We start from the raw sequence: 20,528 nt of genomic DNA on the forward strand, positions 1-20,528 counted from the left end.
TATGGCCAGCAGAGACATAGACTTAGGGCGCTCCAATAACATTGCGCGCGAACGCACAAGTTCGGGCTCTGGATTGAAGATCAGAATTTCCGTCCTGCTGGCACTGACGATCGGCGGCCTCGTCGCGCTGTCGGCGGGTGCGGTGCTGTTGGTGTCGACTTACGCAAACGTGCGGAACACCACGGAACTGCTCAACACCTCTGCCGCGATGATCGTCGAGTCAATTCAGGACAACGTCTTTAGCCTTACGACTCCAATCGAAGAACTGGCCAAATCCCTGGAAGAAGACGCAAGATCGGGCGAAGTTGACCTGTCGGACACCGAGTTTCTGAAGGCGTATTTTAAGGGTGTCGCAGCCTCAGCCCCGTATCTGAGCGACCTTGCCATCGTGTACCCAGACGGAAGCCTTTTTATCACGACACATGTGACCGACCCCGGCGGACCCTCATTTGTTGCAACCAACCAACCCCCTGCGGCGGGGACACTCAGGTATCTGGAAGACGTGAAAAGCTATGATCAGCTGTTCTGGAACGAACCATTCTTCGACCAGGGACGCACGCATATCTCGGCGACCATACCCGCGTACCGGGACGGCACGTTCCTTGGGGCGATCCTTGTGTCGTCTACCGTACATCACTTCTCGGGCCTCATAAATGAGTTGGGGGGGAAATACGGGGCAACCGGGTTCATTCTGTATGGCGACAGCCGCGTTCTGGCTCATCCGAAACTTTTGAACCTGACCGGCAATGGGCTGAACGCCGACGCGCCTTTGCATTCCGTCGCCGCATTGGATGACGCGGTGATTTCACAGATGCTGACACAAGCCCCCGAGTTTCAGGGCAGTGACGGATCTTTTGATGGCTTTGTTGTCGAACGGCCAGATGGCGAGCATCTGGTCCTGACCAGCACCGTTCACGAGTTCGGCGCAGAACCCTGGGTGATCGGTCAGTATTCGCCACTAAGCGATTGGAGCAACCAATGGTCCCGGCTCAGCGACGCCGCGCTTGTCAGCGGCGGCCTGCTGTTGGCGTCCGTCATTGCGGCATTACTACTGGCAAAAAGACTTGCCGCGCCCATTCACAGATCCACTGAAGAAGCTATCAAAATCAGTGAACTGCACCTGGATCAGATCGATTATCTTCCCCCGTCTCGGGTTGCTGAATTGAACCTCCAAGCGGTGGCTTTCAACAAGATGCTGGATGGGTTGCGATGGTTTGAAACCTACTTGCCGCGCGCACTGGTACGGCAATTGCTGACCACCGAAGATCCCAACCTCGTGCAACCGCGAGAGGTCGAACTGACCGTTGTGTTTGCCGACATCGTTGGGTTTACCCCCGCGTCCGAGGCCATGACGCCACAAGCCACAGCGGACATGCTGAACCGTCACTTCGAGATCCTAAACCGTTGTATTCAAACCGAAGGCGGCACCCTCGACAAGTATATTGGTGATGCAGCGATGGCATTTTGGGGCGCTCCGCAGGAACAAATGGATCATGCCGAACGAGCGTGCAGAACGGCGTTGGCTATCAAACGGTCGCTGGCAGATGCAGAGGTGGCCTATGGCGTCAAAATCGCAGTCCACACCGGCCCACTGATCGTTGGAAACATCGGAGCAACAGACAGAACGAATTACACGGTAATCGGCGACACCGTAAACACCTGCGCACGCATTGAAACTTTGGCCGGAGACCTGCCCGGAGACGAGCAAACCAAGATATTGATCAGTGATGCTACCGCTAAACAGATCGGGTCATCGTTTGATCTGCAGGATTGCGGCGCGTTCCCGGTCAAAGGACGCTCTGGCAAGGTGCGAGTCTACAAACTGAAAGGCGGGCCAACACGGGCTTTGCCGCACGACGCGACCGAAATAGCTTAAACGTGCCGCCCAATTCACTCGGTCCGGCGCAATTGGTTTGGCGTCTTGCCGTACTCTGCCTTGAATGTCTGGGACAGCGTTGAAGTCGAGGAAAACCCGCAGGCAATTGCAACATCGATGATCGGCATTTGCGAGTGCGAGACCAGCGTCAGCGCCTTTTTCAATCGGATCTTCCGGTAAAACTTGCCCGGTGACGTACCAAGGTGCAGCATGAATTGCCGTTCCAACTGTCGGGTTGAGACACCCACGCGGCGCGCCAGAGTGGCGGTTGGCAAAGGGTGTTCCGTATTCTCTTCCATAATGCGGATGGCGTTCTGCAGTCGTTTTTCCAGAAAATTCGGATTGGCGCTAAGGCCCTTTGGCTGTTCTTGCGCATGACCGCGCACGTTGTTGAGTATCATCTGGCATGCAAGCTCGGCTCGGTCCTGCGGCTCAAGCACTTCAGACAGAATACCGATCACAGCCTCGGCGGTATGCCCGGCCCCGGCACATGTCAGCACCGTACCGTTGCGCGCGACCAAGTTGTCCGAAAGCGTCGGGAAATCTCCGACCTCACGCAGCACGCCGATATCGCGCCAATGCGCCGTAACTGGCCCGGATTGAGGTGCCGTTGCCTTGATGTATTCGCGTGCTGCGTCCGAAAACAGGGCAACTGGTCGCTTGAGTTTCTGCATCGCTCTAACGCGCCGCAACCACGCCCCTACATCGCCCATCTGACCGCCCAAAACGCACAGACAATCGCTTAGGTACTGGTCCGAAATAGTGGGGATCGCCCGCACAATCAGGTCCGAACTGCTGGACACCAGACCCGGGGTGTCGGAAGTGATCTGCCATGTAAATAGATCGCGGTTGAGAACGTCGTTTGCTGTCTGCAAAACGGCGATGACTGATGACAACTCCAAATAAGAAAATTCTGCCTGAACAAAAATCTCAAATGATATTTGTTGCTCGGTATACGATTTGCCTAAGGACAGTAACATTCGACAAGTTCTTGTTGTTCTTTGCCAATGAGATGGCCTATTTTTGAGACCGGGTCAGCCACTAGCGCAACCAGACATCAATTGGCGAGGGGCTAATCTGAACCGATAATCAGATCGAAAGCAAGTGCGAGTGCCAAACGCACTCGAAATGAGAGTGGCACGAAAAATCGATACCGAGCGGAACTGAAAACGCAGGGTCGCAAGTACCCTGCGTCAAAAAACTCTTCATTAGACTGCTTATGCAGCCGCGATCTGACCAGCTTTCTCGACCAGCACTTCTGCCTGGCGGATCGATGCGTAATCAATCAGCCGACCATCCAATGACACGGCCCCTTTTCCGGATGCCTCGGCTTCGGCCATAGCAACGAGAATACGCTGTGCTTTGGTCACTTCGGCGTCCGACGGGGACATAACCTCGTTGGCCAATGCAATCTGGCTGGGATGGATCGCCCATTTGCCCTCACACCCCAAAACAGCGGCGCGTTTGGCCGCAGCCCGGTATCCGTCCTGGTCCTGGAAATCCCCAAAAGGGCCGTCGATCGGGCGCAAACCATTCGCACGCGCCGCGACGACCATTCGGGCCAAGGCATAGTGCCACATATCGCCCCAATGGGTCAGACGTCCACCGTCTGCGTCCGCATCCGTCAGGACCGAGTAATCCGGGTTCACACCACCGATAGTCGTTGTGCGCGAACGGGTGGAGGCCGCATAGTCGGCCACTCCAAAGTGCAGGCTTTCATTGCGCTTCGACGCGGCAGCGATCTCGCTGACGTTTTGCATTCCAAGTGCGGTTTCGATGATATGTTCGAACCCGATGCGTTTCTTGTGTCCCTTGGCATCCTCAATCTGAGTGACCAGCATATCGACCGCATAGACGTCTGCAGCGGTCCCAACTTTAGGGATCATGATCAGGTCCAAACGCTCGCCGGCCTGTTCCACCACGTCAACCACGTCGCGATACATATAGTGGGTGTCCAACCCGTTGATTCGCAACGACATGGTCTTGCTTCCCCAGTCGATATCGTTCAGCGCTTCAATGATGTTCTTGCGTGCTTGTTCCTTTTCATCGGGTGCGACAGCATCCTCGAGGTCAAGGAAAATGACATCGACGTCCGATTTAGCGGCCTTTTCGAACATGCCGGGTTGACTGCCCGGAACGGCCAACTCGCTGCGGTTCAATCGGGCGGGCGCTTGGTCAATAGAATGAAAACTCATCGGTTACGGTCCTTCGTTATAGCTGGTCATGGTGGTGGAATGCCGGGCAGCCTCGTGATTTGTGCTCCCGGCATTCATCTGGCGCGTTTTCAGATCACACGGTCTCGCGGCGCTCGGCCCGCAAAAAAGTCGCTGAGGTTATCCAGCACGCGGAACCCCATCGCTTCGCGGGCCTCACGCGAGGCGCTGCCCAAATGCGGCAGCATCACAAGGTTGTCACACTGCAGCAGGTCCGCGCTGATCCGGGGCTCGCCATCGAAAACATCCAAGGCCGCACCACCGATCATGTCGAACATCAGGGCCTGGATCAGCGCCCATTCGTCGATCGCCTCGCCTCGTGCGGTATTGATCAGTAAGGCATTCGGCTTCATCAAGCTCAACCTGCGCGAATTGATCAGATGCCGGTTTGCGGCACCGCCAGGGCAGTGCAGCGACACAAAATCACACTGAGGGAGAAGGTTGTCGATCTCATCCATTTGGGTCGCATTGCACTGCGCAAGCACGTCTGGTGCCACCCGACTGCGGTTATAGACAAGGACGTCCATACCGAACCCGTGATGGGCACGGCGGGCCATCTCTTGCCCGATACGGCCGTAACCTACGATGCCCAGTGTTTTTCCACTGACCTTTGTGCCAACAAGGTGCGTGGGCCTCCAGCCGATCCAATGACCCGAGCGCAATTCACGCTCACCCTCGCCAGCTCGGCGCGCCACCATCAGCAGCAACGTCATCGCGATATCGGCGGTGCATTCGGACAAAACATCCGGCGTGTTCGTCACCGTCATACCCAATTCGCGCGCGGAAGGTTCACAAATGTGGCTGTAGCCGACACCATAGTTGGCCAGAATTTTGGTTTGCGCACCTGGCACGTCCAGGGCCTCGGCATTGAGCGTGTCGGTTACCGTGGGCAACACGGCATCATAGTGTTTCAACGCATCGCGTATCTGCGACGGGGACATAGGCTTGTCCCCGGCGTTGAGCACAGCGTTGTAACTCTCAGCCAGCTGCGCCTCAACTGCGGTGGGCCAGCGACGGGTCACCAGTACAGAAGGTTTGGTCATCACGCGGCCTTTCCCATGACACGGGCGATTGTCTCACCGATGACCGCAGGGTTTTCAGCGACCGTGACGCCCGCAGCAGACAGGATTTCGACTTTTTCAGACGCGCTTTCGCCAAACGCCGAAATGATTGCACCGGCATGTCCCATGGTCCGCCCTTTTGGCGCGGTCAAACCGGCGACGTAAGCCACCACAGGTTTGGTCACGTGATCACGGATGTATTCGGCGGCCTCAGCCTCTTGCGGGCCACCGATCATGGCGATGACTTTGGTGCCTTCATCCTGTTCGAACCGTTCGAGAATGTCGCGGAACGAAGACCCGTTGATCGGATCGCCGCCAATCCCAACGCTGGTCGAAACACCCAGCCCGCGCTCCTTGAGCTGCGCGGCGGCTTCATATCCAAGCGTCCCTGATCGTCCAATGATCCCGACTGTGCCCGGCAGATAGATATGGCCCGGCATGATCCCCAGCAACGCCTTGCCCGGGCTGATCGTGCCCGCGCAATTCGGCCCGGTCAGCACCATGCGTTTGTCCTTGGGATAGCGGTACATATAGCGCTTAACGCGGATCATATCCTGCGCAGGGACGCCATCGGTGATGCAGACGCAGTAGCGGATACCTGCATCAGCCGCTTCCATGATCGAATCCGCTGCAAAAGGGGGCGGCACAAAGACTAGGCTGGCATCCGCTTCGGTTGCCTCTACCGCCTGTTTGACGGTGTCAAAGACAGGCAAACCTTCAACGGTCTCGCCTCCCTTGCCGGGGACGACTCCGCCGACGACGTTTGTACCGTAAGACAACATGTCCCTGGTGTGAAAGCGCGCCATGCGCCCGGTAATCCCTTGAACGATGACACGTGTATCGCGGTCGAGAAGAATGCTCATTACACAGCCCTCATCTTTGTATTTTGCGTCAGGTCATTGCGCCAAGCGCCAACGGCGCGTTCGGCCGCCTCTATGAGCGTCGTAGCCCGGATGATCGGAAGGCCGGATTTTGCGAGGATCTTCTGACCCTCTTCCACGTTCGTACCGGCAAGACGCACGATAACCGGAATGTCGATCTCGATCTCGCGAAGCGCCTGCACAACGCCTTCGGCAACCCAATCACAGCGGTTGATGCCCGCAAAGATATTGACCAGAACTGCCTGAACATTCGTATCGGACAGAACCAACCGGAATGCTTTGGCCACACGCTCAGGCGATGCTCCGCCACCGATATCGAGAAAGTTGGCAGGCTCGCCACCGGCCAGTTTGATCGTGTCCATCGTCGCCATGGCCAGACCGGCCCCGTTCACGATGCAGCCGATATTGCCTTCAAGTCCAACATAGGACAGACCCCGATCCGCTGCGCGGCTTTCGCGTGGGTCTTCCTGGCTTTTGTCGCGCAGCTCGGCAATTTGCGGATGGCGGAACAGAGCATTGTCGTCAAAGCTCATCTTGGCGTCCAGCGCCAAAACCCGATCGTCACCCGTTATGACCAACGGGTTGATTTCGACCATGGTTGCATCCAGCTCGCTGAAAGCCGCATAGCACCCCTGCAATGTCCGTACCATTTGTTGAACCAAACGCGGTTCAAGCCCAAGGTTGAAGGCAATCTCGCGCGCTTGAAACTCTTGCAGGCCAACCGCCGGTTCCACGATGGAGCGCACGATACTGTCAGGGCGCTCGGCTGAGATATCTTCAATTTCCATCCCGCCTTCCGAAGACGCGACGATCATCACCCGCTGGCTGGACCGGTCCAGAACAAATCCAAGATAGATCTCTCGGTCAATCGGCACCGCGGCTTCGACGTAAACACGGTAGATGCCTTTGCCTTCCGGACCTGTCTGATGCGTTACCAATTTGCGACCAAACAAATCATCGCAGGCCTCGTAAATCTCGTTTTCGGTATTGCACAGCTTGACGCCACCCGCCTTGCCGCGACCACCTGCGTGAACCTGGGCTTTCACAATCCATTTATCCCCGCCCAGTTCGCGCGCGCGGTAGGCCGCCTGTTCGGGGCTGTACGCCAAAGCACCCGGCGGTACGGCTACACCAAAGCTCGAAAGGACCTCTTTCGCCTGGTACTCGTGGATATCCATCTGCATTCCTCCCGTTCATGCAGTGTGATCAAGCTGCGATCGATGTGCCGTAACGGCTTTCGAGCAGCGCTTCGATGTCTTCGAAATCAACGTGACCGCCCAATTCGCGTATGGCCTCGGCAAACAGTCGAACGATGCGGCTGACGGCCTCGCGGTTGAGCTGATTGAGGATACCAATCCGTACCTGCACAGGCGCGCTGAGCGTCGGCCAGATGCCAAACCCTTGCGCTCGGCAGTTCTGCACCAGCTCCATCTCGCGCCCAGTAAGCTCCGGCGGCAGGTTGAGAACAACCAGGCTGGGCATGTCCGAAGTGACCTCGCACCCCATGGCCGTTACGGCGTCGCGCAAAACTGCCTGATGGGTTTTGTAGGATACCGTCCGTCTGGTCAGCCCTTCCTGCAATGTCAGGCGGAGGGCTTCGTGGAACGCGGCAACCGCATAGCCGGAATGGGTTCTGTGGTAGGTCCCTTTGTCGACGTCGTGGCCGTCAACAATGCCCCAGTGGCGGGCTTCAAAGATCGGATTGTGCACGTAGGTATAAGCACCCGACGCCTTCAGGCTGTCGATATACGCATCAGTGAAGCTGACCGGCGCATAGGTCAGCGGCAGACAACACAGGCCCTTTTGCGGGCAAGACGCCCAACCGGCAATCCCCGGATAGTCGTCGATCGCAAAGTCATCGACACCCAGGGAAGACACTGCATCAATCAGACCCATAACGTCATGGCGCTCACAAGCATCCGAAAACCCGCGCAGATCGTTCACTCGACCGGAGCCGGTTTCCCAATGTGCCATGAAAGCCCATTTCGGCTTGTGTTCGGCCAAAGCGGCATCGACCATTTCTGCTGTCACAGGTTCGCCATGTGGAACGTCAATCACCGTGACGCTAGCAGCCTGCGGGTTGAGCGGGTTGGCCGCATGTTCCTGAGACGTCGCCGCCTTGATCCGCAAGGTCAGCGCATTAATCCCAGAGAAGGTTCCATTGGCAAATGCAACAACCTTGTCGCCGGGCATAACGGCGGAAAACATGGTGTCCAGTGCGCTCCAACCTGTACCAGCGACGGCGATAGTATAGGTGTTGCGGGTACCCCAGATCTTGCGCAGCATATGCTTGCACTCGATCATACCTCTCAGGACGTCACCCTGCATATGGTCGGCCACGCCTGCACCGGCGAATGCTTGTAGAACGCGGGCATCCGTGTTTCCCGGTCCCGGACCTGCGGCCAGAGTTTCGGGGATACTGAGCGGAGGGTAAATCTGAAATATCTTCGTCGACATCCTCGGCTGTGGGCCAGGCGCAAAGGCCCGTTACGTTGCAATGACGGGTAGAAAACGCGGACTTGCCCTATAACGCAACGTAACTTACTACTGCTTTAGGATGGCTAAATTGGTGGGAAGTTGACTACCTAAATTGGCAAAAATACCAAGGTATACCAAAATGGTACCCACCTGAATGGGTAGTTTTTTAAGAAACTGGACCGAAATCAAATGGTTGACACTTTGTAATCCCCGATCGACGTCATGCTGGCTGACAGCAATCCGCTGGTTTCGTCTGCCATGTCCGAAATTTTCGAGCGTGACCCGCGATTCTCGCTGGTGGCGACCTCTGCGACCGCTGAAGGCTTTTTGGGAACAGTGATGCGCGTTCCGGTCAAGGTCGGTGTGATAGACTGGAACCTCCCAGTGCTGGGCGCGGCCAAACTGATCGAGGTGCTGCGCGAACAGGCCAATGCCCCACGGTTTGTGGTTTACGGCGAGACCACTGGCGACGTTCCAAGACTTGCTATGCAAGCCGGTGCCGCTGGATTTGCCGCGCGCTCCGGCGAGGTCGAGGGCCTTTTGAAAACTTGTGTTGATGTGGCTGCCGGAAAAATGGTCTTTCCGTTCATCGACATTCGCAAAGTGCAGCAGGACCCGATCCAGAGCCTGTCCAAAAAAGAACGCACAATACTTGATGCACTGGCGCAGGGTATGTCCAATAGGGAATTATCCAAAGATCTCCAGATTTCAACAAATACGGTCAAGTTTCACTTGTCCAACATCTACGAAAAACTGGACGTGAGGAACAGAACCCAAGCAATCGCATACTACTATTCTTCGCAGATGTCCCGAGACTAGGCCGAACGTTCCGTCGATTCTTCTGCCGGAGGCTTTTGAGATCTTCGCTGTCGCAGCGTTTCCCAAAGGCTTTTATCCAACACAAGAATGGCGGGCAAAAAGAGAACCAACATGGCAAAACCGGTTAATACAAAACGGATCAATTCGTGGAGGCCCGAAAACACACTGAACTCGTCTGCTAAAAACACAGGAATGCACGAAATTGCCAGTGCGGGCACAACGGGCCAAGTCTTGCCCAGGACAGAACACCACTCAATCCCGGCGTAGCGCTTCATTATGAAGGCATTGATCACAAAGACAATCGCTGCAGCAAAAACCTCGGCCATAGCGATTGCTGTGATACCAAGGGGCGCTGCTGCAAGAACCATTCCTACCGCGATAACGGAATAAAGCGCTGTTAAACAAGGCAGAAGCCGGACATGACCCGCCAAAGTGATGATCGCGAGGCTCGCATGACCGCTGCACCGGATCAGGGCCGCCACGGCCAAGATACGCAAAACAGGTGTCGCGGCGTCCCAATCGGGTCCGAGAATTCCGGTGGTAAGTGCATCCGCCATGAGGAACACACCAGTAAAAAGAGGAACAACTCCGTAGTACAGAATTGGAAAAAACCGCAAGGCGAGCGCACCAAATCCTCTCGGCCCTCTGTTGTTGTCACGGCTTCGGCGGAAAAGATTCCAAGATAAGACACGCGTCGGCTCACTTACGATCTCCTCAAAGGCCGCAACAATCCGCTGGGCGGCCCGGAAATAGCCAACAGATGTCGCTCCCAAGAACCCCCCAATGATCAACGTTGCCGCGTAAATTCGAATATTCACAACAACGCGGGTCAAAATAATTTTCCAAGAAAACTCTGCAGCCTCACGCAGTGTCTCAGAGCGCACAAACTTAGGGGGCATTCTGCTGACGACAAAACCGCTGACACTCCAGATCAAAGCGCTGGACAGGCGCCCCCACGCCAGAGCCAGCACGCCATAGCCATGAAACAGGGCCCAAGTCGCAACGATCAAATTTGCAAAATCAGCCAGAAGTGTCAGCAACGCGCCTGCTGTCAACCTATTCTGCCAGATCAAAACTCCGTTGTAGGCTGCGCCTATCGAGGTAAAAAAAACACTCGCCGACAATATCTGGATAAGCGGTTTAGCGGCCGGTTCGGAAACGACAGCACCAATCGCACCGCCTCCAACTAGGCCGAGCGCAGCAATCGCGAACCCACAAAGCATAGAAACACTCAGCGTTTCTCTTATGCGGGCCGTTTTCCCGTGCCACTGCATTATGTACTCAGGCCAACCTGCGGTTGAAACCTGAGTTAGGATGACCACTACTGCAGCAGCAAGCGCAAAGATACCGAACTCTGCTGGCGTCATCAGGCGCACAGCAACCATAAAGATCGCGAATTGGGTTAATTGGGTGAAGACTTTGGACACAATTGTCCAAAGCCCGCCCTTTAGTACACTTTCTTCTTTCTTATCCGCCGTTGTCATTTGCAATTCCTGATGGACCCGGCACCCGGAATTTTGGCAAACAGGCGATTTTGGCGAGACCCTTCATGAAGCAGTTCGGGCATATTCATGCTCAGCCCTCCGGGATTCGTTCATCCCCCAAAGTATTTCTTGGTAAACATTCAGCAACTCAGCACACCAGTTTTCGGGCGTATGGGAGATATTGCGCGCGCCACGTCTGGCATTAGAAGCCATTTGCAGGATCATGTTATCGTCCTGTGAAAGGTCTCGCATAGCCGCCGCCAGCGCTTCACTATCACCCGCCGAAAAGTTTAGACCCATGTTTAGCGTTCGAATTTCTTGGCTCAGCAACAGGCTGTCGGATACAAGAACGGGAACGCCGCTTAGCAGCGCTTCAACCGGTGCCAGACCAAAGGGCTCTGGTCCCAAAGTCGGCGCTACCAGCATTCGTGCGTTGGTCATGGCGCGCTGCAATCCGACTCGGTCTTGCCAACCATCAAACTGATGTTCGGGAAAGCTAGTGCGCAACTGGTGCAGGTCCTGTCCATCACCTACAAAACGCACTTTGACACCAGCTTTTCTTCCAGCTTCTGCAAGCAGAAAGACGCCTTTGTAAGCGTGTATATCTCCAACGTATACAAATTCACTGTTCAGCTGGCTTGCAACCGGTTGGGATAACAGGGGTTCCGACGGGTTCGCAATTGCCACGACGGGACCGCTCGTGCCGTCCGGAAACAGTAGTCGCTCCATACCTGAGTGGATGAGCAAAGTCGTAACATCTGGCAAAAGCCTGTTCCGAGCTTGGTTTTGAAGCGCTTGACGCAAGACCCTCCACAGTTTCTGTCCATAGTTGCGCTTGTCACAATTGTGCAGAATGCAGGACCCAGACATTGCCAACCGGGGACAGGTGCTTTGCCCACGGAAATCAAAAAATGCACCATTGGGGCAGCTCAGAAAGTAATCGTGAGCATGCATAACTGTACGACTTTTGACCTGCTTGAGAGGCCAAAGTAACGACGGTGACAAGGTCTGGTGATACCCATGAACATGATAGATCACACCACCGCAATCATTCATTTTGATCCAATTTGCCAACCGTTTTTGGACCGCATAATTCCAAATCCCAGATGCGGCCGCGGACAATCCGCCCCGTTCTAACAGGCTTTGGCCACCCATTGAAATTAATTCAATTCCGGCATTCAAACGATCACCGTCATCGCCGCAAAAATAAGTAACTGGAATGCCTTGCTCGGCAAGTAATTCAGCTTGAAGGACAGCCAGCTTCGACGCACCTCCTCGAATTTTTGCGAAATCGCTAAGTATTACGACACGACTGGGCACCAGGTCCGTCATTCGAATTTTACCACGTTTTCCGGGTTTAGTTTTCCGCGCGCCAAATCACCAAAGGCTTGGAGGTTTCCTTTCAATCGTCCCAACCGGTCTATTTCGGGCTCGGCATTGAAAGACCTGACAAAATTGCTTGCCAAGTTCCTCCACATTATCTTGAGAGCACGGCTAAAGGCCATCGTGCCCTTCCGATTCAAATAAAGCGGGTTAGCAATTTGCGAATAGCCTATACGTTGGCCGCTTGTTCGCCCGACCTTGGTCCCCAAATGCACTCCCCGCAAATTGCTCGAACGAACGATACGTCCGTGTGCAGCCATCTGGCGCGAGAAATCCACGTCCTCTAGCCAAGCATATAACTTGAGTTTCGTGTCAAACAGTATCTTATCCAACAAAGCCGGTGCCGCACGCAGCGCCATGTTGCACCCATAGCAATTGTAGACTTCTGTTATGCTAGGGTCATTGTTATCGGAAGTGCGCGAGACCAAATCAATACCACGCCAATGGTCAATTCCCGGCCCGTGTATCCCGTCGGCCAAAACGGTGCCTGTTGCCATTACGACATCGGGTTGAGTTTCAAACAGTTTCTCTAGGTTGGCCAGATAGTCCGGCGCCATCAGAAAATCGTCATCCAAAAACAGAAGAACATCGTCTTCGTGCAGCATACTCAAGGCAGTATTTCGTTGAACACAAGTGCCACGTTCACTTTGAACGACGCAGACCGGAAACGGTAAATCGGCGATTTTGTTCGCGTCGATATCTCCGGCGTCTGCGACTACTACTATTACCAGGTCTGGAAATCGTTTTTGGCGCGCTAAATCAAGAACTGTAGTAACCACAACATCAGGGCGGTTCGCAGTCGGTATGGAAACAATAATACGCATAACGTTATCCCACTTTAGACATAATATTGCCGATAAACCGCCATCTCAGCTTGCGTTGTTGACAGGTATTCGTCTCCAGCGTAGCCGTGGTAGTAATCATGAATAAGAAAAGTCGAGCATAGCAAATGGCACTCGTTCACGAGAATAAAACGTTGCGCTTCAATATCATCGATCTGATCGAATCCGCGTCACCGAAGCTACTGCGCCGGTTGGTGATTGGCGGTTGTCTCCTCTTTTGGTTAATAGTGCTCCTGTTCGTTTTCTTTTGACCCGGATGACTAGATGACGCTATCTTGCTCCGTCACCCATGATCATTACTTTGATTGTCTTAAGGATGATAATTACGTCGCGGGCGAATGATTGGTTGCGAACATAGTCAACATCCATTTCCACCCTTTCCGCGTAAGTTGTATTGCTACGTCCATTTACTTGCCAATGCCCAGTAATCCCAGGCTTAACTGATAGGTAGTCGCAAAAGTGCTCGCCGTAGTGGGATGCTTCAGCAGCGACCACAGGGCGAGGGCCAACGATCGCCATATCACCTCTTAAAACGTTCCAGAACTGCGGAAGTTCGTCCAAACTTGTCTTACGAAAAAACTCTCCGACCGTTGTAATTCGCGGGTCCTCATCCAATTTCTGATGCGCCTCCCATTGGGCACGAGCTTCGGCGTCGGATTCCAAGATATTAGCTAGACGCTCTTCAGCGTCCCGAGCCATAGTTCTGAACTTTAGGCAGTTAAACTCTTTGCCACCGCGACCGATACGTCTATGAGCAAACAAAATCGGCCCACCGTCCGTTATCAAAATTACGACGGAGATCAGAACAATAAAGGGTGCGAAAAAGATCAGGGCTAAGAATGCGAACAAACGGTCAAACAAAGATTTGATCGCAGAACCCCAACCACCTTTGTACTTTTTTAATCTGCTCGTAGTTGAGCTTCCAAGCAATGAAGCATTCACTTCAGCGCCCCGATTAAAATCAGTTCCCATAACGCAGCCAATCGTTAAAAAATATTCACAAGTCGCGGCCCAAAAAATGTTGGCTCGCGGATCAATTCGCCTAGATAAGCAGTATAAGAAAATCCCCCTCGACGTCGCAACTTTTTTGTATTTTTGACACAGGGCATCAAGCGGCTTGTGGATAACCCAATTTCTAGAGTCCATTTGTTGGAGAAATGGAAACAGTGTTTAATTTCAGTTCAGCACTGTTGCCATTCAGCCAAACTCTCTGAGGTCAAAGGCGATTCGAAAGTCCGACTGCAGATTGCGCCAGTGGCTCCGTAGCATTGCGCGCGTACACTTCTTCACGGGCGACAACGCACAGCGCCGAAGTCGTCATTAGGAGCAGGGTTGGATCCGGCGTAGTCGCCGAAACCAACATAGCCGTCAACAAGGTCATCGAACTTACACGGCCGGCGCAAAACAACCGCAAGGTAGTTTGGTTGGCTCCACTTACCGAAACTCCAATTGCGGTGATAACGAAAAGCGAAAAAGCAATCGTTCCAGGAAGTCCGACACTTCCTAAAAGGACAGATGCAAACCCGCTGCCGCGCAGTGAACCGACCCCGGCTCCAAGCCCCCAAGTTTGAACTAAGGCGTCAAATCCAGCAACTGACCACGCCCCCCGTTCCCGACCTGACAAGGAATCCTGTTTGGAAAAAATCAACCGGTCCATAACATCTGAAAGCCCATCCAAAACAAATGGAAGTAGAAGCATAGCGCTCGCAGCAATTGCGAGGAATGAAACACCAACGACCAATAGATGACCAAAACCACGTGACATACGGAAACCCAGATAAACCCTGAAATGGAGCGCCACAAAAAGCACTCCCGCGGCAAGAGCAGCAATTCCCGTACTGGACATGGCCAGCAAAGCTCCAATGAAATTAGCGGCTGCCAACATGCCATGGCTCTGCTTTCTGCCAATCAAATAAGACATAAAAAAGTAAGTAAAGAAGACGGCCGAGGCGGCACCATAAGCGGATGCCTCTGCATAACCCCCGATCACCCTGCTAAACGGCCCGACGAGGTGCTCATTCAACAACGCGTAATCGGCAGTTCTGACAAGGCTCAAAACTGCGTCAGCACCTAGAAAATCAAAAAGTCCGAGTAGAACGTTTAATAACGCGGCCCAAACCAATCCTTTCTCGATGAACTCAGCGCCACGTCTTCTAGCGACGAAGACCGTCGCCAGGAAAAAGCCAAAGGACAACAAAATGTAGACGGATTGAGCAATATTGGAGTTCGTAGGTCGTAACGGCAACATTACAGAGTTAAAAAAATTGCTAACTTGCGGCCCCTTGTTTGTCACTGTCATCGGGAAAACAAGAAACTGCCCTTGAAACAGGCGCACGAGCACGACACCCGAAAAAACTGAGTACAGCGTAAAGACCAGAAGGTAGACACCTGATGGAGGGAATCGGAGATACCTCGGTTCGTACGCATGCGCGATCCAACGTATCAACAAGATTGAGATCGAGAGGACAGCCAAGAAATTGGCCATTATCAGTGAAAGGCCACCTACTACCATCGCCGCGAACATCCCAAAGGGTATGACCGCAACCGCCATCAGTATTCCGGTGTCTGCATTTCGTGCGCTAAGCCAAAGCCACAATAGCAAAAAGGCGGCTGCAGCGGGATAAACAGCCATTTACGTCCTCACTCAAAGTCTCGGAGTGCAATCCGCGAACATTAAACTTACGTGATACTAGTCTAGGCCAATATGTAATTTGCTTAGTCCAACTCTCTATGTCCTTTGCGATTTTAACAAGCATCGCCGCCCGCATGAAAAATTTCTGGAATACAGCGCTTCGAACTGCTTAAGCGCTAAGAATAATGAAATAATTTCAGGTAGATATCTAATGGCGATCACGGCCGAAGGTCAGAGAGACAATTTCCGAAAACTAACGTGAACGTTTCGAAAACAACAACAATAGCACGATTACTTTGCCTTTGAGTTTTATCGAATCCAATTTGAAAGCAATTCGATTGAAAGTTCTGGGACTCCAAGATTCACAGTTGCAAACACTATACTCGTTTTTCCAATGGCAAGATTGTCGTGACATCACGTGAGACACTAAAATTTGGGTTAGGCCTTTTTAAGCGCGGGATTGGGTTACCGGTTTCTGCAGCGTGGGCGAGATTAATGGCAACTGGTATTCGCCCTCCAGCTATGATCGGTGCTTATCCAGACTATGCGACAGCCGCAATTAACACGAACGGCAATGGGTATAACGATGAAGACGTAGCACAGGTAAATGCTGAGCTGATGCGCAAAACTACAGTTTGGGATTACCCGGTAATTTATTGGATCAATGAAGTATTCAGCGAAGGAATGCATCTGCTGGATGCGGGCGGGCATTTCGGATCCAAGTATATTGCCTTTGGAGACTTGTGCCCTATCGATAGGCTGCACTGGATAGTTTATGATTTGCCAATAACAATTAGTCTGGCCCGTGCCGCGCAAGAGAAACAAGAATTACCTGCCGAGATTGTGTTTCAAGACCACCTATCAGAAGTTGGTTCTGTAGATGTTTTGCTGGCGTCTGGTCTTTTGCAATACTTGGATATTTCCCTGGCAGAGTTGGTCGGAGAACTGGACTCCCCCCCCAAATACATTTTGTTGAACAAAGTTGCTACGCGCTGTGGCCCGTCTATTGTAACTCTAGAAAAGATCGGGCCTGGCCGGGTCCCATATCAGATCAGAAACCAAGTGGAATTTGAAAAAGGTCTGACCGAAATGGGTTATGTCATACGCGATCAGTGGGACATTCCGTCTCTAAGTCACGTCGTCTCAACGCATCCGGGCTTGGGTCCAAGTGTCAGCCGAGGCTACTTCTTGGAACGTTGTGATCAAGCTCTAACAATCGGTTCGCCCGATTGCCAGCAAAGCTCAACAGGGCCGTCCGTGTCGCGCAGGGCCAAAGCACCGACCCAACCCGGCGCAGGCTCGAGGTGAAAAAGAGACCAGCTTGTCGGGTCGCCATCTTCAATCCGGTTCAATTTGGCTGGAACGTCAGGCGACAAGGTCACATCAAAGGAGTCGAGTGGCATGTGCAGACCGTGGCCCAACATTTTTAGCACGGCCTCTTTCCTGGTCCAGCAGCGAAAGAATCCCTGCAGCCTGTCCGCCTGTGGCAGTCTCGACAACTCAGCATATTCCGCAGAAGAGAAATTATGTTTGGCAACCGCATCATCAATGGGTCTAACCAACTCAATATCGAGGCCGGGGTCAGACCGAGTACAAACCGCCAAAGCGGCGAGGCCACCCGAGTGACTAAGATTAAACCAGGGACCATCTCGCAAGTACGGCTTACCATGCGGCCCATAATTGAACTGGATCGTCTGTGAGGTGACGCCGACGTATTCCGCTAAAATTTTGCGCAAACCCGAACGGCCCACGATGTACATGCTCCTATCGCTGAGTTTGACAAAACGTTCTGCCCTTTGGTGTTCTTCCGTGGAAAGATCCTTACTGAAATGGTTTATGCTTTCTTCCGGTTCGTCCAGAGACCATTGCCAAAGATCCACATTGAGCACACGCATACTCCTCTGTTCAGATTCTGAAATCTTCTCGCGAAAAACCCAACTAGTCGATAGGGTGTCTACATGAAACGCAAGGTTATTCTTGTCATAGTCGCAGTGATCGCAATTGGGTTTGTAGCCGTACTGGGAAAAAAATTTTTGGACCAGAATCGGAACCAAATTGCTTGGTGGGTTCAAGCTGGCGCACCAGATATTTCGGATGTCATGGTAACAATGCCAGACGGGGTCCGCCTTGCGACTGATGTTTATTTTCCGGGTGCGTCCGGCCCTCGACCTACGGTGCTAATGCGCCTTCCCTATGGCAAAAGATATTATGGAGAAGTGCGGTTTTGGGTGGGGGAACTGACGCGCCGGGGCTTCGTTGTCGTTGCCCAAGACATGCGTGGGCGACACGGTTCAGAGGGGATTTTTGCGCCCTATCCCAATGCAGGTCCAGACGGTGTCGCTACATTGGACTGGATCATTAACCAACCATGGTCGAACGGTCGAGTCGGCACACTGGGCTGTTCAGCCTTAGGAGAATCCCAACTCATGCTGGCAGTTCAAGGTCATCCAGCACTTCATGCCATAGTTCCAATCGCAGCCGGTGGCGCGGTAGGCTCAGTCGATGGAAAAAACGCCTTCTTTAGCGCATTCGAAGGCGGGGTATTCAATCTTGCGCTCAGCGTCGGTTGGTTTGGCGCTGAGGGCGGAAAATCCGCGCCCGTGTCGAGCCATCGTCCTATCGACCCCAGCCCGGTACTCGAGCGTCTTCCTGTGGAGGGCCTTGTCGCGAAACTTCGCCCTGACAACACTGATTATGAAGCGTTCTTACAGAACTTCGAGAATCCGCAGTATTGGCGAGATGCAGGTTACATTACGGGCGACGAAAACTTTGCGGTGCCAGCCCTGTTCATTGATACATGGCACGATCCCGGAATAGACTCGAGCCTGACATTGGCAAAAACGCTGCAAGCGTCAGGAGCATCCGTAAAAACGATCATCGGCGCAGGAACGCACTGCAATTACCTCGGCACGGATGATGTTACGGTCGTAGGAGACCTGACAGTCTCGCCAGATCGACACATCGGCTATGTCGACCTCATTAGCCAGTTTCTTGCTTGGCATCTGGCGGATGGACCCGCTGTCGATCTACCCGCATACACGTATTTCACACTCGTCGAGAACAAGTGGCGCGAGGCCGACAGCTGGCCGCCTGCACACGCAATTCAACGTCAATTGTTTTTGAGTGCTAATCAGGCTCTAGTTTGGGAGAAAAGCGGCATTTCGGACTTTGTGCATGCCTTCTTATCTGACCCCGACAATCCTGTTCCGTCTATCGGCGGCCCGCTTTGCTGCACTGGTAATCCAGAAGATCGTGAGGGACCCGTGTTCCAGAATTCGATCGAGTCACGAAATGATTTGCTGTTATTTTCGTCAGCGCCTTTGGAAAATCCGGTAACCATAGCAGGCCCAATCCAGGCAAAACTACGTATCAGTGTTTCAACTCCGGATTCCGACCTGATTTTGCGCCTTACAGACGTGGACACGCGAGGAAATTCGCTTCTAGTACAAGAAGGTGCATTGAGATTGCGGTACAGGGATAGTTTTCAAACGCCCGAACTGTTGGTACCTGGAGAGGTCTACGAAGTGACAGTCGACATGCGCCAAATCGCTTACAAGTTTGACGTTGGTCATCAAATTCGATTGCATTTGGCGGGCTCCAGTTTTCCTCGGCTTTCAAGAAATACCAATACCGGCGGACCAATCTATTCTGAGACCGGCTTTAGGGTGGCTGAGATTTCTGTACGCAGCGATTCAAATGCGCCGTCCGCTTTGATCCTGCAGATCCTACCAGATTGAAGAAGGTCCGAAAGAGCCCGACAATTAGCGACCACAACCGCTAAGAACAGTTTCTACAACGTCAGAAAATTCGCGACGAAACCGATCGGCTCCAAACCCTCTTGCGTGTTCGCTGATGTCCGCGAAACGGAATTGAATGTTTTCAAACAGACGAATTGAATCGATGATCGATTCAGTTGATTGCGTGTCAAAGAACAAACCTGTTCGACCTTCTACAACGCTGTCGCGTACACCCCCTCGACCGTAGGCCAGCACGGGTGTTCCGCAGGCCATGGCTTCGACCGGGACGATGCCAAAGTCTTCTTCGGCCGGGAAAATCAGCGCCTTAGCGGTTTGATACAGACCCGGCAAGTCCGCACTGGGAACCCGGCCCAGCAACTTTACGTTCGGGGGTAGATTCCGCTCCAATTCGGACCGCTGGCTGCCGTCCCCTACGACGACCAGATGTCGGTCGAAACCTCGGAACGCCTCTATCACCAAGTCTGCCTTTTTGTAGGGAACCAGCTCAGAGACAAACAGATAGTGGCTACGGTCGCTGGTTTTTTCAGGTAGGCGATAGGCATCAAGATCGACAGGTGGATGCACAACCTGTGCGTCGCGGTGATAGTACCGGCGGATCCTCTGTGCCACAAAATTGGAGTTGGCCACAAACTTGTCGACACGGGCTGCGGTGCTGACATCCCAAATTCTGAGCCTGTGTGCGAGATGCGAGAAATACAGCCGCTCGACGCGAGACAACCGACTACTATAGGCTCCGTACTGATCCCATATGTATCGCATCGGTGAATGCGTGTAGCAGATATGAGGCGTCCCCGGCGGCGCAATGATACCTTTGGCCGGACCACTCTCGGAGGAGATGATCAAGTCGTAGCCTGACAAATCCAGCTCTTCGAGCGCGCGGGGCATGAACCCAAGGTATTTCTGGTAGTGGCGCCGTGCGCCCGGAAACTTGCCAATAAAAGTTTCTTGGATGGGTCGGCTTCTCAGAAGTGGCGACAATTTGTCCGGATCGGCAACATGCGTGAACAAGTCTGCCTGTGGGTACAGATTGACCAACTGTTCCAACACGCGCTCGCCGCCACGCATTCCAGTCAACCAATAGTGAACAAGGGCAACTTTCAT

At 53.4% G+C, this 20,528-nt stretch carries 17 protein-coding genes; 4 read left to right on the forward strand and 13 right to left on the reverse strand.

Translation table 11 applies throughout. The annotated features are described in order from the left end of the window. Positions 1-73 precede the first annotated feature (73 nt). Positions 74-1,876, forward strand: a complete 1,803-nt coding sequence (locus GOV53_RS06870) for an adenylate/guanylate cyclase domain-containing protein (protein WP_170464891.1) — start codon at positions 74-76, stop codon at positions 1,874-1,876. Positions 1,877-1,890: 14 nt separating this feature from the next. On the opposite strand, the gene GOV53_RS06875 is transcribed toward GOV53_RS06870, so the two are convergent. The 6 genes from GOV53_RS06875 to GOV53_RS06900 all read right to left on the reverse strand — a co-directional run bounded on the left by GOV53_RS06875 (position 1,891) and on the right by GOV53_RS06900 (position 8,488). Further along, the gene (locus GOV53_RS06875) at positions 1,891-2,778 is read right to left on the reverse strand and encodes a GlxA family transcriptional regulator (protein ID WP_254439201.1); all 888 of its coding nucleotides are present in this window, start codon (positions 2,776-2,778) and stop codon (positions 1,891-1,893) included. A 315-nt stretch (positions 2,779-3,093) separates the two neighbouring features. Next, positions 3,094-4,071, reverse strand: a complete 978-nt coding sequence (locus GOV53_RS06880) for an HpcH/HpaI aldolase/citrate lyase family protein (protein WP_170464893.1) — start codon at positions 4,069-4,071, stop codon at positions 3,094-3,096. Between the two features lie 89 nt (positions 4,072-4,160). After that, positions 4,161-5,132, reverse strand: a complete 972-nt coding sequence (locus GOV53_RS06885) for a 2-hydroxyacid dehydrogenase (RefSeq protein WP_170464894.1) — start codon at positions 5,130-5,132, stop codon at positions 4,161-4,163. After that, positions 5,132-6,013, reverse strand: a complete 882-nt coding sequence (gene sucD, locus GOV53_RS06890; RefSeq protein ID WP_170464895.1) for a succinate--CoA ligase subunit alpha — start codon at positions 6,011-6,013, stop codon at positions 5,132-5,134. The genes GOV53_RS06885 and sucD overlap by 1 nt, the downstream gene beginning before the upstream one ends. Next, complete coding sequence (locus tag GOV53_RS06895; RefSeq protein WP_170464896.1) at positions 6,013-7,209, reverse strand: malate--CoA ligase subunit beta; 1,197 nt, start codon at positions 7,207-7,209, stop codon at positions 6,013-6,015. The genes sucD and GOV53_RS06895 overlap by 1 nt, the downstream gene beginning before the upstream one ends. A 28-nt stretch (positions 7,210-7,237) precedes the next feature. Continuing rightward, on the reverse strand, positions 7,238-8,488 hold the full coding sequence (locus GOV53_RS06900) for an aminotransferase class V-fold PLP-dependent enzyme (protein WP_170464897.1): 1,251 nt from the start codon (positions 8,486-8,488) through the stop codon (positions 7,238-7,240). Positions 8,489-8,731: 243 nt separating this feature from the next. Between GOV53_RS06900 and GOV53_RS06905 the strand changes: the two genes are divergently transcribed. Beyond that, on the forward strand, positions 8,732-9,328 hold the full coding sequence (locus GOV53_RS06905) for a response regulator transcription factor (RefSeq protein ID WP_170464898.1): 597 nt from the start codon (positions 8,732-8,734) through the stop codon (positions 9,326-9,328). On the opposite strand, the gene GOV53_RS06910 is transcribed toward GOV53_RS06905, so the two are convergent. From GOV53_RS06910 to GOV53_RS06930, 5 genes are all read right to left on the reverse strand, one after another. Beyond that, a complete protein-coding gene (locus GOV53_RS06910; protein WP_170464899.1) occupies positions 9,325-10,812 on the reverse strand; it encodes an oligosaccharide flippase family protein in 1,488 nt (495 codons plus the stop codon). The two genes, GOV53_RS06905 and GOV53_RS06910, sit on opposite strands and share 4 nt — an antisense overlap. A gap of 63 nt (positions 10,813-10,875) precedes the next feature. Then, positions 10,876-12,144, reverse strand: coding sequence for a glycosyltransferase (locus tag GOV53_RS06915; protein ID WP_170464900.1), 1,269 nt, complete (start codon positions 12,142-12,144; stop codon positions 10,876-10,878). Beyond that, entirely contained in the window at positions 12,141-13,019 is an 879-nt protein-coding gene (locus tag GOV53_RS06920) for a glycosyltransferase family 2 protein (protein ID WP_170464901.1), read from the reverse strand. The genes GOV53_RS06915 and GOV53_RS06920 overlap by 4 nt, the downstream gene beginning before the upstream one ends. 288 nt (positions 13,020-13,307) lie before the next feature. Next, entirely contained in the window at positions 13,308-14,009 is a 702-nt protein-coding gene (locus tag GOV53_RS06925; RefSeq protein ID WP_170464902.1) for a sugar transferase, read from the reverse strand. A 244-nt stretch (positions 14,010-14,253) separates the two neighbouring features. After that, positions 14,254-15,669, reverse strand: a complete 1,416-nt coding sequence (locus GOV53_RS06930; RefSeq protein ID WP_170464903.1) for a hypothetical protein — start codon at positions 15,667-15,669, stop codon at positions 14,254-14,256. A gap of 495 nt (positions 15,670-16,164) precedes the next feature. Between GOV53_RS06930 and GOV53_RS06935 the strand changes: the two genes are divergently transcribed. Then, positions 16,165-16,977, forward strand: coding sequence for a methyltransferase, TIGR04325 family (locus GOV53_RS06935; RefSeq protein WP_170464904.1), 813 nt, complete (start codon positions 16,165-16,167; stop codon positions 16,975-16,977). Here GOV53_RS06935 and GOV53_RS06940 read toward each other — a convergent pair. Further along, a complete protein-coding gene (locus GOV53_RS06940) occupies positions 16,872-17,564 on the reverse strand; it encodes a 4'-phosphopantetheinyl transferase family protein (protein ID WP_170464905.1) in 693 nt (230 codons plus the stop codon). The two genes, GOV53_RS06935 and GOV53_RS06940, sit on opposite strands and share 106 nt — an antisense overlap. A 63-nt stretch (positions 17,565-17,627) precedes the next feature. On the opposite strand from GOV53_RS06940, the gene GOV53_RS06945 reads away from it, so the two are divergent. Then, on the forward strand, positions 17,628-19,406 hold the full coding sequence (locus GOV53_RS06945) for a CocE/NonD family hydrolase (protein ID WP_170464906.1): 1,779 nt from the start codon (positions 17,628-17,630) through the stop codon (positions 19,404-19,406). Positions 19,407-19,430: 24 nt separating this feature from the next. On the opposite strand, the gene GOV53_RS06950 is transcribed toward GOV53_RS06945, so the two are convergent. Beyond that, a complete protein-coding gene (locus GOV53_RS06950) occupies positions 19,431-20,528 on the reverse strand; it encodes a glycosyltransferase (RefSeq protein ID WP_170464907.1) in 1,098 nt (365 codons plus the stop codon).

The organism is Ruegeria arenilitoris, assembly GCF_013035315.1.
GTDB lineage: Bacteria > Pseudomonadota > Alphaproteobacteria > Rhodobacterales > Rhodobacteraceae > Ruegeria > Ruegeria arenilitoris_D.